The 16,099-nt window shown below is 66.4% G+C and carries 15 protein-coding genes; 11 read left to right on the top strand and 4 right to left on the bottom strand.

The genetic code is table 11. The features are described 5' to 3' along the window. Positions 1-105 precede the first annotated feature (105 nt). The 3 genes from aceF to lpdA are packed head-to-tail and all read left to right on the top strand — an operon-like array spanning position 106 to position 4,307. A complete protein-coding gene (aceF, locus tag MKD38_RS00230; RefSeq protein WP_252674163.1) occupies positions 106-1,770 on the top strand; it encodes a dihydrolipoyllysine-residue acetyltransferase in 1,665 nt (554 codons plus the stop codon). A 59-nt stretch (positions 1,771-1,829) separates the two neighbouring features. Beyond that, the gene (locus tag MKD38_RS00225; RefSeq protein WP_252674162.1) at positions 1,830-2,489 is read left to right on the top strand and encodes an Ntn hydrolase family protein; all 660 of its coding nucleotides are present in this window, start codon (positions 1,830-1,832) and stop codon (positions 2,487-2,489) included. Positions 2,490-2,522: 33 nt separating this feature from the next. Beyond that, positions 2,523-4,307: a dihydrolipoyl dehydrogenase gene (gene lpdA / locus MKD38_RS00220; RefSeq protein WP_252674161.1), complete on the top strand. Its 1,785-nt coding sequence runs from the start codon at positions 2,523-2,525 to the stop codon at positions 4,305-4,307. A gap of 360 nt (positions 4,308-4,667) precedes the next feature. Here the strand turns inward: lpdA and phaP1 are convergent, their stop codons facing one another. Further along, on the bottom strand, positions 4,668-5,246 hold the full coding sequence (gene phaP1 / locus MKD38_RS00215; RefSeq protein ID WP_252674160.1) for a TIGR01841 family phasin PhaP1: 579 nt from the start codon (positions 5,244-5,246) through the stop codon (positions 4,668-4,670). Positions 5,247-5,613: 367 nt separating this feature from the next. Here phaP1 and MKD38_RS00210 point away from each other — a divergent pair, with 367 nt between their 5' ends. The 5 genes from MKD38_RS00210 (at position 5,614) to pbpG (ending at position 10,234) form a co-directional block, all read left to right on the top strand. Then, positions 5,614-6,540: a histone deacetylase family protein gene (locus tag MKD38_RS00210; protein ID WP_252674159.1), complete on the top strand. Its 927-nt coding sequence runs from the start codon at positions 5,614-5,616 to the stop codon at positions 6,538-6,540. Next, positions 6,537-7,463, top strand: coding sequence for a DMT family transporter (locus tag MKD38_RS00205; protein WP_252674158.1), 927 nt, complete (start codon positions 6,537-6,539; stop codon positions 7,461-7,463). The genes MKD38_RS00210 and MKD38_RS00205 overlap by 4 nt, the downstream gene beginning before the upstream one ends. An 84-nt stretch (positions 7,464-7,547) precedes the next feature. After that, positions 7,548-8,006 carry an acyl-CoA thioesterase gene (locus MKD38_RS00200; RefSeq protein ID WP_252674157.1) on the top strand — a complete coding sequence of 153 codons (459 nt, stop codon included), beginning with the start codon at positions 7,548-7,550 and terminating at the stop codon, positions 8,004-8,006. Between the two features lie 16 nt (positions 8,007-8,022). Beyond that, positions 8,023-8,745, top strand: coding sequence for a nitroreductase (locus tag MKD38_RS00195; RefSeq protein WP_252674156.1), 723 nt, complete (start codon positions 8,023-8,025; stop codon positions 8,743-8,745). A gap of 271 nt (positions 8,746-9,016) precedes the next feature. Next, entirely contained in the window at positions 9,017-10,234 is a 1,218-nt protein-coding gene (gene pbpG, locus MKD38_RS00190) for a D-alanyl-D-alanine endopeptidase (protein ID WP_252674155.1), read from the top strand. Positions 10,235-10,300: 66 nt separating this feature from the next. Here pbpG and MKD38_RS00185 read toward each other — a convergent pair whose 3' ends face one another. The 3 genes from MKD38_RS00185 to MKD38_RS00175 all read right to left on the bottom strand — a co-directional run bounded on the left by MKD38_RS00185 (position 10,301) and on the right by MKD38_RS00175 (position 13,417). Then, positions 10,301-11,713 carry an FAD-binding oxidoreductase gene (locus MKD38_RS00185; protein WP_252674154.1) on the bottom strand — a complete coding sequence of 471 codons (1,413 nt, stop codon included), beginning with the start codon at positions 11,711-11,713 and terminating at the stop codon, positions 10,301-10,303. A gap of 15 nt (positions 11,714-11,728) precedes the next feature. Then, positions 11,729-12,478 carry a FadR/GntR family transcriptional regulator gene (locus MKD38_RS00180; RefSeq protein WP_252674153.1) on the bottom strand — a complete coding sequence of 250 codons (750 nt, stop codon included), beginning with the start codon at positions 12,476-12,478 and terminating at the stop codon, positions 11,729-11,731. A gap of 153 nt (positions 12,479-12,631) precedes the next feature. After that, positions 12,632-13,417 (bottom strand): IclR family transcriptional regulator, encoded by a 786-nt coding sequence (locus MKD38_RS00175; RefSeq protein WP_012352591.1) that lies wholly within the window; start codon positions 13,415-13,417, stop codon positions 12,632-12,634. 234 nt (positions 13,418-13,651) lie between these two features. On the opposite strand from MKD38_RS00175, the gene MKD38_RS00170 reads away from it, so the two are divergent. From MKD38_RS00170 to MKD38_RS00160, 3 genes are read left to right on the top strand one after another with little or no spacing between them, the layout of a single operon-like run. Further along, positions 13,652-14,377: a (Fe-S)-binding protein gene (locus tag MKD38_RS00170; RefSeq protein WP_252674152.1), complete on the top strand. Its 726-nt coding sequence runs from the start codon at positions 13,652-13,654 to the stop codon at positions 14,375-14,377. 30 nt (positions 14,378-14,407) lie between these two features. Continuing rightward, positions 14,408-15,820 (top strand): LutB/LldF family L-lactate oxidation iron-sulfur protein, encoded by a 1,413-nt coding sequence (locus tag MKD38_RS00165; protein WP_252674151.1) that lies wholly within the window; start codon positions 14,408-14,410, stop codon positions 15,818-15,820. Then, positions 15,817-16,086, top strand: a complete 270-nt coding sequence (locus tag MKD38_RS00160; RefSeq protein WP_252674150.1) for a hypothetical protein — start codon at positions 15,817-15,819, stop codon at positions 16,084-16,086. The genes MKD38_RS00165 and MKD38_RS00160 overlap by 4 nt, the downstream gene beginning before the upstream one ends. Positions 16,087-16,099: the final 13 nt, after the last annotated feature.

Raw genomic sequence — 16,099 nt, 5'->3', positions numbered from 1 at the left:
GTCCCGATGGCGCCTTGCGGCATGGCGGCGTGACAGAAGCGGGCGGCGAAGGTAATCTCGCCGCTTGCGGATGTCGCGCGTGCCGGCCTGCTCAGGAGACACTGAATGAGTCAAGCAATTGAAATCAAGGTGCCGGATATCGGCGACTATGACGCCGTCCCCGTCATCGAAGTGCATGTGAAACCCGGCGACAGCATCAACGCGGAAGACGCGCTGGTGACGCTGGAATCGGACAAGGCCACCATGGACGTGCCCTCGCCGCAGGCCGGCGTGGTCAAGGACGTCCGCATCAAGGTGGGCGACAACGTGTCCGAAGGCTCGGTGCTGGTGATGCTGGAAGCGGCGAACGAGGCCTCCGCGGCACCGCCTGCCGCCGCCGCGCCCGCTCCGGCGCCCGCCGCCCCGGCACCTGCGCCCGCTCCCGCACCGGCAGCGGCTCCCGCGGCTGCGCCTGCCGCCAGCGGTGGCGGCACCATCGAGGTCAAGGTACCCGATATCGGCGACTACGATGCCGTGCCGGTCATCGAAGTCCACGTCAAGCCGGGCGATACCATCAACGCCGAAGACGCGCTGGTGACGCTGGAATCCGACAAGGCCACCATGGACGTGCCCTCGCCGCAGGGCGGCGTGGTCAAGGAAGTCAAGGTCAAGGTCGGCGACAACGTGTCCGAAGGCACGCTGCTGCTGATCCTGGAAGGCGCCGCCGGCGCGGCCGCCGCACCGGCTCCGGCTGCCGCGGCGGCCCCGGCCGCAGCCAGCGCGCCCGCACCGGCACCCGCGCCCGCGGCTGCCCCCGCTCCGGCAGCAGCGCCTGCCGCCGCGCCGGCCGTCGCTGGCGTAAGCGGCAAGGCCGCCCATGCCAGCCCCTCGGTGCGCAAGTTCGCGCGCGAGCTGGGCGTCGACGTGTCGCGCGTGGCCGGCACCGGCCCCAAGGGCCGCATCACCCAGCAGGACGTGCAGCACTACGTCAAGGGCGTGATGACTGGCCAGGCTGCCGCGCCTGCGCAGGCGGCCGCGGCTGGCGGCGGCGGTGGCGAGCTTGGCCTGCTGCCGTGGCCGAAGGTCGATTTCACCCGCTTCGGCGAGGTGGAAAACAAGGCCCTGTCGCGCATCAAGAAGATTTCCGGCGCCAACCTGCACCGCAACTGGGTCATGATCCCGCACGTCACCAACCATGACGAAGCGGACATCACCGAGCTGGAAGCCTTCCGCGTGCAGCTGAACAAGGAAAACGAGAAGTCCGGCATCAAGGTGACCATGCTGGCGTTCATGATCAAGGCCACGGTCGCGGCGCTGAAGAAGTTCCCGAACTTCAATGCCTCGCTCGACGGTGACAACCTGGTGCTGAAGAAATACTTCAACATCGGTTTTGCCGCCGACACCCCGAACGGCCTGGTCGTGCCGGTGATCAAGGACGCCGACAAGAAGGGCGTGCTGGAAATCAGCCAGGAAATGAGCGAGCTGGCCAAGCTGGCGCGCGACGGCAAGCTCAAGCCGGACCAGATGCAGGGCGGTTGCTTCTCGATCTCGTCGCTGGGCGGCCTGGGCGGCACGTACTTCACGCCGATCATCAATGCGCCGGAAGTGGCCATCATGGGCGTGTGCAAGTCGTTCCAGAAGCCGGTGTGGGACGGCAAGCAGTTCGCGCCGCGCCTGACGCTGCCGCTGTCGCTGTCGTGGGACCACCGCGTCATCGACGGTGCCGAGGCCGCACGCTTCAACACGTACTTTGCGCAATTGCTGGCGGACTTCCGCCGTATCCTGCTCTAACTCGGCAGCGCGCACCGGCATTGCCGGTGTGCGCCCAAGCCTGACGATAGGAGCGAGCCATGACTACCTGTGTTGTCGTCAAGAAGGGCGCCGAGGTGGCGATCGCGGCGGACGCGCTGGTCACCTTCGGCGATACGCGGCTGTCGCGCGCGTATGAGCGCAACCAGAAGGTCTTTCCGGTCGGCGACGGCTTTATCGCGCTGGCCGGGACGACCGCGCACTTCCCGGTCATGCGCACGCTGCTGGCGGGCCTGGGCGAGGAATGCAGGCTGGGCTCGCGCGACGACGTGTTCCGCACCTTCCTGAAGGTGCACGAGAAGCTGAAGACGGATTATTTCGTCAACACCAAGGAAGACGATGACGATCCCTACGAGTCGTCGCAGATCGTATGCCTGATCGCCAATCCAGCGGGCATCTTCGGCGTCTACTCGTACCGCGAGGTGTTCTCGTTCGACCGCTTCTGGGGTATCGGCTCGGGACGCAACTACGCGCTGGGCGCGATGCATGCGGTCTATGACCGGCCGGACCTCGGCGCGGGCGAGATCGCGCGCATCGGCGTCGATGCCGGCGTGGAGTTCGACAAGAGTTCGTCGGGACCGATCGAGATGCATACGGTGCGGCTGCACCAGGAAGACGCCGCGGCGGCACTCGCCGACGATGCCACGGACGGCGAGCCGGCGGCCGGCGACGCAGCAACCAACAACGACGGCGCGCCCTGAAGCCGAGAGGCGGGCGCGCATAGAGGAGCAAATATGAGTGTGATCGAAGTCAAGGTGCCGGATATCGGCGATTTCGACGCGGTGGAAGTGATCGAGGTGCTGGTCAAGGCCGGCGACACGGTCGAGGTGGAGCAGTCCCTGATCGTGCTGGAGTCCGACAAGGCCAGCATGGACGTGCCGTCGTCGGCTGCCGGCAAGGTGGTCGACGTCAAGGTCAAGGTCGGCGACAAGGTAGGCCAGGGCGCGGTGATCTGCACCATCGAGGCCCAGGCTGGAGCAGCCGCCGCGCCTGCGCAGGCCCCGGCCCCGGCACCCGCGCAGGCCGCAGCGCCCGCCCCCGCAGCAGCGCCCGCCCCGGCGGCCGCCAGCCATGCCGGCGGTGCCGATATCCAGTGCGAGATGCTGGTGCTGGGTGCCGGCCCTGGCGGCTACTCTGCCGCCTTCCGCGCCGCCGACCTGGGCATGAACACCGTGCTGGTGGAACGCTACAGCACGCTCGGCGGCGTCTGCCTGAACGTGGGCTGCATCCCGTCCAAGGCGCTGCTGCACAACGCCGCGGTGATCGACGAAGCCAAGGCGCTGGCCGCCCACGGCATCCTGTTCGGCGAAGCCAAGATCGACCTGGACGGCCTGCGCCACTACAAGAACCAGGTGGTGGGCAAGCTGACCGGCGGCCTGGCCGGCATGGCCAAGGCGCGCAAGGTTCAGGTGGTGCGCGGCATCGGCAACTTCCTCGATCCGCACCACATGGAAGTCGAACTGACCGAGGGCGAGGGCAAGCGCAGCACCGGCAAGAAGACCGTGATCCGCTTCGACAAGGCCATTATCGCCGCCGGCAGCCAGGCGGTGAAGCTGCCCTTCATCCCGGAAGACCCGCGCATCGTGGACTCGACCGGCGCGCTGGAACTGCCGGAAGTGCCCAACAAAATGCTCGTCATCGGCGGCGGCATCATCGGCCTGGAAATGGCGACGGTGTACAGCACGCTGGGTGCCGAAATCGATGTCGTTGAAATGCTGCCGGGGCTGATGAACGGCGCCGACCGCGACCTGGTCAAGGTCTGGGAAAAGAAGAACAAGGACCGCTTCGGCAAGGTGATGCTGAACACCAAGACGGTCGCGGTGGAGGCCAAGCCCGACGGCATCTACGTCAGGTTCGAGGGCGAGCAGGCACCGGCGGAGGCGCAGCGCTATGACCTGGTGCTGGTGTCGGTGGGCCGCTCGCCCAACGGCAAGCGCATCAGCGCCGAGAAGGCCGGCGTTGCCGTGACCGAGCGCGGCTTTATCGACGTCGACAAGCAGATGCGCACCAACGTGCCGCACATCTACGCGATCGGCGATATCGTCGGCCAGCCGATGCTGGCGCACAAGGCCGTGCACGAAGCCCATGTGGCCGCCGAGGCCGCGCATGGCGAGAAGGCCTTCTTCGATGCCAAGCAGATCCCGTCGGTAGCCTTTACCGATCCGGAAGTGGCCTGGGCCGGCCTGACCGAGGACGAGTGCAAGGCGCAGGGCATCAAGTACAGCAAGGGCGTGTTCCCGTGGGCCGCTTCGGGCCGCGCCATCGCCAACGGCCGCGACGAGGGCTTTACCAAGCTGATCTTCGACGAAGAAACGCACCGCGTGATCGGCGGCGGCATCGTCGGCACGCACGCCGGCGACCTGATCAGCGAAGTGTGCCTGGCGATCGAGATGGGCGCCGACGCGGTGGATATCGGCAAGACCATCCATCCGCACCCGACGCTGGGCGAGTCGATCGGCATGGCGGCCGAGATCTACGAAGGCACGTGCACCGACGTGCCGCCGCCGCGCAAGCGTTGAGGCGCTGGCCGCTGCCATGACAAAGCCCGCCTTGATGGCGGGCTTTGTTTTGCGTGGTTTCGCAATTAACCGCCATAACTTATCAGCGTCAATGCGTGGCGGCTTGCAGCGAGAGGGGGAAAGGGCGGCGGGAAAGGCTGGCTGAGGCGAGAGCCCAAAAAAAACCCGACCTGTAGAGGTCGGGTTTAACGATACCTTTGGACAAGGAGACCGCGGTACCGAGGAGACATCGGCAGACAAGGCAGCGCCGGGCCGGTCGGTCATGGCACTCCCTTCATCGTTGGCAAAACCCACGGCAACCCGTGGCAATGGGCTTTGCCAACGGACCGGCCGCAGCCGGTCCGTCTTCAACGCTGGCTATCAGGCAGCAGTGGCCTTCTTCGCCGTGGCCGTGCGGGCCGTGGCGCTGGCTTGCTGGGCAGCCTTGGTGGCAGCCGTGGCGGCGGCCTGGAAGTTGGTTTCAGCGATTTCGACCGCTTGCTTGGTCGCCTTCTGCACCGACTCGTAGGCGTTGTTGGCAGCGGAGATCGCCGACTTCACGATGGCCACGGTCGATTCCGAACCGGCCGGGGCGTTCTTGGCGAAGTTCTCGACCAGGGCCTGGACGTTCTTCGAGCCTTCGGCCAGCTGAGCCTCGGCCACCTTGGCGAATTCGCTCTGGGTTTCCGAAGCGATCTCGTACAGGTGACGGGTGTAGGCCAGGGTCTTTTCGGCGACCGGCTGCACGGCGGCAGCCTGGATCGCCAGCAGCTCCTGGGCGTCCTTGGCCGACAGCGCCTTCTTGGCGTTCTCGACGTTTTCGGCGAAGGTGGTCTTGACGACCTGCAGGTTCAGTTCGACGAGCTTTTCGACGCCTTCAAACGCCTTGGTGGTCAGGCCGAACAGCGTTTCGAGGTTAGCCTTTTGTGCTGCTGCGACTTGTTCCGGGGTGAGGATCATTGCTGGTCTCCAGTGGTGAACTTCAAGGTCAAGCAAATTAAGCCGCCTAGATGTCAGGGCCGTGACGGTGTTGAGCCCGTTTCGGCCAGCCCAGGCGTGTGGGTGGGTCAGGGCGCCAATTCGTTTTTGCGTTTGTGCGCCGCAACAAGCCGTATTTTAGGGGCGGCCGAGTCAATGTCAAGGAGATTTTGTGCGTCGCACAAAATCCGGTTGATTCGGGCTTGCTGCAAGTGGCGTCGTAGGCATTCCGGGGTCCGCCGGCAATGCCAGGGCAGGGGTGCTACCATGCCAGGCTGCCCGCGCCGGTACGACCGGCCGAGGCCGGAACACCAACAAGATGTGAACAGAATCGCCCAGGCCTCTTTCCATGCTCGCTTTCTACGCCGACCACTTCGTGCTGCCGTTGCCGCCGGGACATCGCTTCCCCATGCGCAAGTACAGCATGCTGCGCGACGCGGTGTCGGCCCAGGTGCCGGGGCTGCGCCTGTCCGAGGCGCCGCGCGCCGGCGACGATGCGCTGCTGCTGGCGCACACGGCGGAATATGTAGAGGCGGCCTCGGCCGGCACGCTCGACGCCGCGCGCCAGCGCGAGATCGGCTTTCCGTGGTCCGAAGCGATGGTGGAGCGCTCGCGCCGTTCGGCGGGCGCCACTATCGAGGCCTGCCGCAGCGCGCTGCGTGAAGGCATTGCCGTGAACCTGGCCGGTGGCACTCACCACGCGTACGCGGACAAGGGCGGCGGCTTCTGCGTCTTCAACGACGCCGCGATCGCGGCGCGCGTGCTGCAGCGCGACGGCGCGGTGCGCCGCGTCGCGGTGATCGACCTCGACGTGCACCAGGGCAACGGCACCGCATCGATCCTGCACGGCGACCCATCGGTATTCACGCTGTCGCTGCACGGCGAGAAGAACTACCCGTTTCGCAAGGAAGCGAGCGACCTCGACGTCGGCCTGCCGGATGGCTGCGACGACGAGGCCTACGCGCAGGCGCTGCAGACCGCGCTGGACACGCTGTTCCGCCGCTTCGAGCCGGACCTGCTGATTTACCTGGCGGGCGCGGACCCGCACGAGGGCGACCGGCTCGGGCGGTTGAAACTAACCATGGCTGGCCTGGCACGGCGCGACCGCCTGGTGTTCGACGCCGCGCAAGCACGCCGGCTGCCGGTGGCGGTGACCATGGCCGGCGGCTACGGCAACCAGATCGAAGACACCGTTGCCGTCCATGCGCAGACGGTGCGGCTCGCCGAACAATATCACGCCCGGTACGCGCAACTTGCCGCAAGGCTTGCGTCATGAGCGAGGCGATCGACTCGGGCCGCCGCGGTGCGGCCAGCCCGCGTGCCACGCTGTGGGTGGCATCGATGCCGTGGCTGTTCGTGCTGATCTGGAGCACCGGCTTTATCGTCGCCAAATACGGCATGCCGTATGCCGAGCCGATGACCTTCCTGTTCCTGCGCTTTGCCGGCGTGCTGGTGCTGATGGTGCCGTTCGTGCTGCTGGCGCGCGTGCCGCTGCCGCGCGTGACGGGATCGACTGCAACCGACTGGCGCGCAGTGGGGCATATCGCGGTGGCAGGCCTGCTGCTGCAGGCGGGCTATCTCGGCGGGGTATGGGCCGCGATCAAGCTCGGCATGCCGGCAGGCGTATCGGCGCTGATCGTCGGCATGCAGCCGATCCTGACCGCACTGATTGCCACGCGCATGGGCGAGCGCATCGGCGCACGCCAGTGGCTGGGCCTGCTGCTGGGCATTGCCGGCGTGGCGCTGGTGGTGGCGAACAAGCTCGGCGCCAGCGGCTTGACGCCGGCAAGCCTCGCGCTGGCTGGCGGCGCGTTGTTCAGCATTACCGTGGGCACGGTCTACCAGCGGCATTTCTGCCCGGTGTTCGACCTGCGCATGGGTTCGGTGATCCAGTTCGCCGCGGCGGCGCTCGCCTGCGTGCCGTTGATGTTCCTGTTCGAGACGCGGGAGGTGCAGTGGACTGCCGCCATGCTCGGCGCGCTGGCGTGGTCGGTGGTGGCGTTGTCGATCGGCGCGATCTCGCTGCTGTTCCTGCTGATCCGCCAAGGTGCGGCCACCAAGGTGTCCAGCCTGATGTACCTGACCCCGCCTACCACGGCGGTGATGGCCTGGCTCTTGTTCGGCGAGCGTTTCCCGCCGCTGGCGGCCGCCGGCATGGTGCTGGCCGCGCTGGGTGTCGCGCTTGTCATCCGTCGCTAGCGTCCGCGCGTTCGTATCGCGTAGGTCGCTGGTTCAGAATATTCGCATTTCGTACTGCCTCGCGTCCTGTCTCCCTCTCGCCCCATGAAACCGCAAGCCGAATCGCGCAGTGCCTATCCGTACTTCCAGCCGATCACCACGCGTTGGATGGATAACGATGTCTATGGCCACGTTAACAACGTTGTCTACTACAGTTATTTTGACACCGTGGTGAATACCTACCTGATCCGGCAGGGCGTGCTCGATGTCATGTCGGGCGACACCATCGGGCTGGTGATCGAGACGCAGTGCAACTACTTCTCGTCGCTCAGTTTTCCCGAGACCGTGGTAGCGGGTTTACGCGTAGCCAGGCTGGGCACGTCGAGCGTGCGCTATGAGGTCGGCCTGTTCAGCGGCGACAACGAGGTCGCTGCCGCGCAAGGGCATTTCATCCACGTCTATGTCGATCGCGCTACGCGCCGCCCGGTACCGTTGCCGGGCGCGTTGCGCGAAGCGCTGCTGCCGTTGGCGGCGGCGGGCGCGGTGACGGGCGCACGGGAATAGGGCGGGGCAACAGGAGATGAACAAGATGTCCCACGAGAATCAACTCGGCTCGCAGGAGGCCGTGGACTGCGTGGATCGCGCGATCCTGACGCGGCGCTCGGTGCGGGCCTTTCTCGATACGCCCCTGCCGCGCAGCACCGTGGAAGAGATCCTGGCGGTAGCCAGCCGCGCGCCGTCCGGCACCAATACGCAGCCGTGGCGCGTCTATGTGTTGTCGGGCGAGGCCAAGGCCAAGCTGTGCGCCGACGTGCTGGCCGCCTATGAAGATCCCGAGCGCGACAGCAAGTACCGCGAGGAGTACCCGTACTATCCGCGCGAATGGGCCGATCCGTACCTGTCGCGGCGGCGCAAGGTGGGCTGGGACCTGTACGGGCTGCTCGAGATCAGCCGCGAAGACAAGGCGCGCATGCACGAACAGCATGCGCGCAACTTCCGTTTCTTCGATGCGCCGGTGGGCCTCATCTTCACCATCGACCGCATCATGGAACAGGGCAGCTGGCTCGACTACGGCATGTTCCTGCAAAGCATCATGGTTGCCGCCCGGGCGCGCGGGCTCGATACCTGCCCGCAGGCGGCGTTCACGCAGTTTCACAAGATCATCGCCAGCCACCTGCGGCTGCCACCTGAAGAAATGGTGGTGTGCGGCATGTCGCTGGGCTTTGCCGATCCGGAGGCCATCGCAAACCGCCTCACCACGGAACGTGAGCCGGTCAGCGGGTTTGCGCGTTTTCTCTCATAGTGAAATTTGTTTCAACATGTAACGATGGGCGCCGATATCACAAGAGACTTCGCATATTGGCTTCGTCGCTACGAAGGGGTAGCAAGGGTGAGCCGGACTGCGCTTGGTCGAGCGCATTGGAGTTCGATAGCGGACGTGACGCATTACGTACTTTTTCCACAATGTGGAAATGTATGTGAATCGAACTTTAAGGAGCGTCTGTAAGTCTTTAATCTTGCTAACAATTTCTTTATTTCCTACACTAGCGCCATTCCTATGCGCTGAACGAATCATGTTCCGGTCTGATTCCATTTTCTCCAGATTCTTCGGCTCCACACCCTTGTCCGCCGTCGCCGCCGCGGTATTGGTGTCGGTGTCGATGGTCGCGGTGCCCGTGGCCGAAGCGGCCACCACGGCCTCATCCACGCAAAAAACAAGCAAAAAGCAGACAAAATCCGCTAAAACGGAGAAAAAGACCGCTTCCAAGCCTGTTGCCAAGAGCTCCCGCAATGCCAGGGTCGCGAAGAGCGAAGCACGCTCCGCGCGCAAGGTCGTGGTGCTGAAGAAGGGCAAGCGCCACGTCGTGGTGGCGCAGCGCGCGGCCCCGGTGCGGGCTGCGTTTACGCCGTCCAAGCCGTCGCTGGGCGAGGCCATGGGCCTGCGCGACACCGACGATGCGCTGGCCTTGCGCTCCAGCGTCGCCCTGGTGATGGACCAGAACTCCAACGAGGTGCTGTTCCAGAAGAATGCCGGCGCAGTGCTGCCGATTGCATCGATCACCAAGCTGATGACCGCGCTGGTGGTGATGGACTCGCGCCTGCCGATGGACGAGGTGCTGACCATCACCGAAGAAGACCGTGACACCGAGAAGCACAGCAGCTCGCGCCTGCGCTTCGGCACGCAGCTGACGCGCCAGGAACTGCTGCTGCTGGCGCTGATGTCGTCCGAGAACCGCGCCGCTTCGGCGCTGGGCCGCCACTACCCGGGCGGCCTGCCGGCCTTTGTGCAGGCCATGAACCGCAAGGCGCGCGAGCTCGGCATGAACGACAGCCATTTCGTCGATTCCAGCGGCCTGTCGAGCAGCAACGTGTCGAGCGCGACCGACCTGGTGCGCATGGTCAATGCCGCGTACCGCAACCCGACCATCCGCGAGTACTCGACCCAGACCGAGCACGAAGTCAATGTGCTGGGCCGCACCCAGCATTACGTCAGCACCAACCGCCTGGTGCGCGGCGGCAACTGGGAGATCGGCCTGCAGAAGACCGGCTTTATCTCCGAGGCCGGCCAGTGCCTGGTGATGCAGGCCCGTGTGCACGGGCGCAACGTGGTGATGGTGTTCCTGGATTCGGCCGGCAAGCTGTCTCGCTTTGCCGATGCCAACCGGGTCAAGGACTGGCTCGAGCATTCGCCGTCCTCGCCGCAGCGCGGCTTCCCGTCGTCGCCGAACCTGACGCAGGGTCCGGGCAGCGCCCACGCGGTGCTGGCCTCGCAGCAATCGCGCGGCATCTGAGCCCGCACGCCTGACCGGAAAAAAACGCGCCGCATTGCGGCGCGTTTTGCTTTGGTGCGGCAGCGGTCAGAGCAGCTTGCCGGGGTTCATGATCCCGGCCGGATCGAACACCGCCTTGAGCTCGCGCATCAGCCGCAATTCCAGCGGATCCTTCACCGCCAGGAAGGCATGGCGCTTGAGCTGGCCGATGCCGTGCTCGGCGCTGATGCTGCCGCCGTAGCGCATCACCTCGTCCAGCACCGCATCGGTCACGGCATCGCCCTGCGTGGCCGCCCAGTCCCTGGAAGCGCCGGCGGGACGCGACAGGTTGTAGTGCAGGTTGCCGTCGCCGAAGTGTCCGAACACGAAGGGCCGGATCGCGACATCGAGCGCGCGCAGCCGGGCTTCCATCGATGCCATGAAGGCGGGGATCTGCTCGATCGGCAGCGACACGTCGTGCTTGAGGTGCGGGCCGTCGGCGCGCTGCGCTTCGGAGATTTCCTCACGCAGCTTCCACAGCGCCTGCAACTGCGCCAGCGAAGCGGAGACCGCGGCATCGAGGCACAGCTCCCGTTCCAGCGCCTCGCCGATGACGCGTTCCAGCAGCGCGTTCAGCGCCGCCTCATCGGTAGTGTCGGCCAGCTCCACCAGCACATAGGCCGGGTAGCGCTGAGCGAACGGTTCCTGCACGCCTTCCGCATGCGCGAGCACCAGGTCCAGGCAAGCGCCGGTAAAGAACTCGAAGGCCTGCAGGCGTGCGCCGCATTGCTCGAACAGCAGTTCATAGAGCGCCAGCGACTGCGCGGGCGAGGCCACCGCGGCCAGCACCACGCTGCGCGTATCGGTGCGCGGGAACAGGCGCAGCGCCGCCGCGGTGATCACGCCGAGCGTGCCTTCAGAGCCGATCAGCAGCTGCTTCAGGTCATAGCCGGTATTGTCCTTGCGCAGCGTGCGCAGCCCGTGGAAGACCTCGCCGTTGGGCAGCACGGCCTCGACCCCCAGCACCAGTTCGCGTGTCATGCCATAGCGCACCACGTTGACGCCGCCGGCATTGGTGGCCAGGTTGCCGCCGATCTGGCACGAGTCCTCCGCCGCCAGCGACAGCGGCAGCAATCGGTTGGCGTCCTGCGCCGCGCGGCGCAGGTTGCCCAGGATGCAGCCGGCCTCGGCCACCATGGTATTGGCGATGGTGTCGAGCGAGCGCACCGCGTTCATGCGGTCCAGGCTCAGCACCACGTTCTGTGCGCGCGCGTCGGGCGTGGCGCCGCCGCACAGGCCGGTATTGCCGCCGCGCGGCACCACCGGCACCGCGGCCTGCTGGCACAGCGCCAGCGCGCGCGACACTTCGTCGACGCTACGGGGCCGCAGCACCGCCTGGGCCTGGCCACGGTAGATGCCGCGCCAGTCCGACAGCCACGGCGCGATCTCGTCGGGTTGGGTCAGCGCGGTGTCGGGGCCCAGGGCTTCGGTGAGCCGCTGGGCAAAGGATCCGTTTTGCATGATGGTGGTGTCTTGTCAGGAAAGGGATGCGGGACTGGTGGCGCCAGGCGCCGTGGCTGTGTCCGCGCGCACGCGTAGCGACAGCCCCAGGCGGCGCGCGGCGCTTTGCAGGTGCGCCACCGCCGCCGCGCGCGCCGCGCCGGCATCGCCATGGCGGATGGCCGCGACGATGGCTTCGTGTTCGGCATGCACGGTCTCGGCCAGCCCGGGCTGGCGCAGCGTATTGGCACGCGCGGTAGCGACGGCCTGGTGCAGCTGCAGGTTCAGGTACTGCAGCAGCTGGCGGTAGTACGGGTTGTGCGTGGCGGCGGCGATGCCGATATGGAAGGCCGCGTCGAGATCGGCGGCCGGCTGCGGGTCGTAGAGCCGTGCCTGCAGCCGCTGCAGCAGGGCCGTCAGCGCGGCCACGTCGTCATCGGTGCGGCGCACCGCGGCCAGCGCCGCGGCGGCGCCTTCCAGGTCGATGCGCAGGTCGTACAGGTCGGCCAGCTCGCCGGCGTCGAACTCGGGATCGCGCGGCAGCTGGAAGCCGGATGCGCCGGTGCGCGAACGCACCGTGCAGCCCACCCCCTGGCGCGACTCGACAAAGCCTTGAGAGCGCAGGTGCTCGGTGACTTCACGGATCACGGCGGCGCTGACGCCGTATTGCTCGGCCAGCTGCCGGCCGGTCGGCAGGCGGCTGCCGACGGGGTAGGCGCCGCTTTCTATTTCGGCGCGCAGCTGGCGCGTGACCTGTTCGGTAAGGGTGACGGTGCGGGTTCGCATGACCGTCGATTATAAGGTTTGCTGGTTATCTGAAAACAACGGGTAAACCCTTATGCATAGGTCTCTCGTATAGATCTCCGGCGTGCCAAAGCAAAACGCGCGGACTGCCTTGCCGGCAGTCCGCGCGTCGGCGGTGCATGGCCCCGATGGGCCTCAGGCGGCGGCTTCGGTCACGTAGCCCATGCCGCGCGAGATTTGCAGGGCGGTGTCCTTCAGGTTCTGCAGCCAGCTGTCCTGCAGCCGGTCCGCCGGCGCCGACAGCGACAGGCCCGCCACCAGCCGGCGCGAGTCGTCATAGATGCCGGCGGCGATGCAGCGCACCCCCAGTTCCAGCTCTTCGTTGTCGCGGGCATAGCCGTTGGTGCGGACCCAGTTGAGTTCGCGTTCGAGCTTGGCCAGGTCGGTGATCGAGGTGCGGGTGTGGCCGGCCAGCCCGGTGCGGGTGGCGTAGTTGCGCACGCGCGCCGACTCGTCGGCGGCGAGGAACAGCTTGCCCACCGAGGTCAGGTGCAACGGGGCGCGGCCGCCGATGGCGCGCACCACCTGCATGCCCGAGCGCTCGCTGTACGCGCGCTCGATATAGACGATCTCGTCGCCCTGGCGCACCGACAGGTTGACGGTCTGGCCCGTGACGCGGTGCAGCGCGCGCATCGGCGCCAGCGCCGCGTCGCGCACCGACAGGCGCGCCTTGACCAGGTTGCCCAGCTCCAGCAGCCGCATGCCGAGGCGGTAGCTGCCGGGGTCGGAGCGGTCGACGAAGCGGCACGCGACCATGTCGTTGAGGATGCGGTGCGCGGTGGAGGGATGCAGGCCGGTGGCCAGCGACAGCTCTTTCAGGCTGACCGGGTCGGCATGCTGGGCGAGGGCGTCCAGCAGGGTCATCATGCGCTCGATGACCTGGATGGACGTCTTGCCGGGTGACTTGTCTGCGTCGGACATTGGGAAAAGTAGAAATGTTGCCTTGCGGCATTTTTAAACGTCTGCCTGATTCTATCTCGCATCGTGAAAATTTCAATAGGTGAAATGACATTACGGTAAGAAAGCGCCCGTGATGTCGCGACCCCGGGTGCCGTGCATGGCACCGCATTCACCGCTGCGCTGAACGCTTTGTGCGCCACCCGCGGCGCCGAACGCGCATAATTGCGGGGTTTCAGGGTCTGGGAGAAGTCAACAATGCGAGTCGGTCTGTTCCACACCTGCCTGGTGGACCTGATGCGCCCGGAGATCGGTTTTTCCGTGCTCAAGCTGCTGGAAGCCGCCGGCTACGAGGTCATGGTGCCCGAGGCGCAGACCTGTTGCGGCCAGCCGGCCTACAACTCGGGGGAGCGCGCGGTGTCGCGCGACCTGGCGGAGAAATTCCTGTGCGAATTCGAGATGTTCGACTACATCGTGGTGCCGTCGGGCAGTTGCGGCGGCATGATCCGGCATCACTACGCCGATTTGCTGCGCGACGATCCGGAACTGAACGGCCGCTACGAGCGGCTGCGCGAACGCGTGTTCGAGCTGACCGACTTCCTCGCCAACGTGGCCCGGATCGAGGCCCTGCCGTCGACGTTCGCGGGCCAGGTCACCTACCACGATTCCTGTTCCGGTCTGCGTGAACTGGGGGTCAAGCAGCAGCCGCGCGCCTTGCTGTCGCGCCTGCCCGGCGTGCAGCTGACCGAGATGCAGGACTGCGAGGCCTGCTGCGGTTTCGGCGGCACCTTCTCGGTCAAGTACGGCAATATCTCAACGGCCATCGTCGACGAGAAATGCGCCAACATCCAGGCCACCGGCGCCGACGCCGTGGTGCTGGGCGACCTGGGCTGCATGCTCAATATCGAAGGCCGCCTGCGCCGCACCGGCGACAGCCGCACCCGCGTGCTGCATATCGCGCAGGTGCTGGCGGGCGACGCCTGACCGCGACGACACCATCAGGAATTCGCCACGATGCAAGTCCACAGCATGGAATTCAAGGCGCGCGCCGGGCAGAAGCTTGCCGACCAGCGCCTGCAGCAGAACCTGAAGAAGCTTTCGACCAAGTTCGTCACTGCGCGCGCCGATGCGATCCGCGATATCGATTTCGACGCCACGCGCGAGGCCCTGAAAGAGCGCCGCAACCGCGCGCTGGAAAACCTCGACGTCTGGCTCGCCACGTTCGAAGAAAACGCCACCCGCCGCGGCGCCACCGTGCTGTTTGCCGAAACCACCGCCGATGCCGCGCGGCTGGTTGCGGAGATCGCGCAGAAGCACGGGGTGAAGAAGGTCATCAAGAGCAAGTCGATGGTGACCGAGGAAATGCGCCTGAACCAGGTGCTGGGCGAGATGGGCGTACAGAGCATCGAGACCGATCTGGGCGAGTACATCCTGCAGATCAACGACTCGGAGCCGCCGTCGCACATCATTGCGCCGGTGGTGCACAAGGACAAGGACGAGATCGCCGACCTGTTCGCCAGGGTCCACCACAAGCCGCGGCTGACCGAGATCCCGGAGATGACGCGCGAGGCGCGCGAAGTGCTGCGCCCGGAATTTCTCAGCGCCGACATGGGCGTCACCGGCGGCAACTTCATCATCGCCGAGACCGGCTCGGTGGCGGTGGTCACCAACGAGGGCAATGAAGGCATGTGCACGGTGATGCCGCGCGTGCACGTGGCGGTGACCGGCATCGAGAAGGTGCTGCCGACGCTGGAAGACCTGGCCACGGTGATGCGGCTGCTGCCGCGCTCGGCCACCGGCCAGGCGATTTCCAACTACTTCTCGCTGCTGACCGGGCCGCGCGCCGAGGGCGAGCGCGACGGTCCCGAGCATATGTATTTCGTGCTGGTCGATGGCGGCCGCAGCGGACTGATCGGCGGCGACTTCCAGGAGATGCTGCGCTGCATCCGCTGCGGCGCCTGCATGAACCACTGCCCGGTGTACCAGAAGATCGGCGGCCATGCCTATGGCTGGGTCTATCCCGGGCCGATGGGCAGCGTGCTGACGCCAAGTTACGTTGGCCTCGCCAAGACCGTCGACCTGCCGCAGGCGGCCACCATGTGCGGAGAGTGCAATCGCGTCTGCCCGGCATCGATCCCGCTGTCCGACCTGCTGCGCAAGCTGCGCGAGAAGCAGATGGAACGCGGCCTGCGGCCATGGCAGGAGCGCTTTGCGCTGAAGGCCTGGGGCTACGTGGCGAAGCGGCCCGAACTCTATGCGCTGACGGCCCGCATCGGTGCCTGGCTGCTGGGCCGCATGGGCGGCAGCAACGGACTGATCGCCAGCCTGCCGCTGGCGGGCAAGGGCTGGACCGAAACACGCGACATGCCGGCGCCGTCGGGCCGCACGTTCCGCGAACTCTACAAGGAAAGGAGGGCGCGTTCATGAGCGCTAAAAATTCGGACGCGCTGGCGCGCATGCGCGCCGCGCTGGAGCAGCACGTGGCCGGCGCAAAGCCGGCGCAGGAGCTGGTGCGCGAATGGCGCGATGCCGGCAGCGCGCTGGCGTTGCCGCCGGTCTACGGCCAGGCCATGGAAGAACTGCTGCGCCGGCTGGAGATGGCGGCGGTGTTCGCGCAGGACAGCTGCTCGTTTTCCAGTACCGCGGTCACCGACCAGCTGGCGCGGTGGCTGGACAAGGCGGCGACAGCCTGAGGCCTTCACGCTT

This window comes from Cupriavidus sp. WGlv3 (assembly GCF_023952475.1).
In the GTDB taxonomy this organism is placed as follows: Bacteria; Pseudomonadota; Gammaproteobacteria; order Burkholderiales; family Burkholderiaceae; genus Cupriavidus; species Cupriavidus phytorum.
This window is presented reverse-complemented; position numbering and strand designations above follow the sequence as displayed.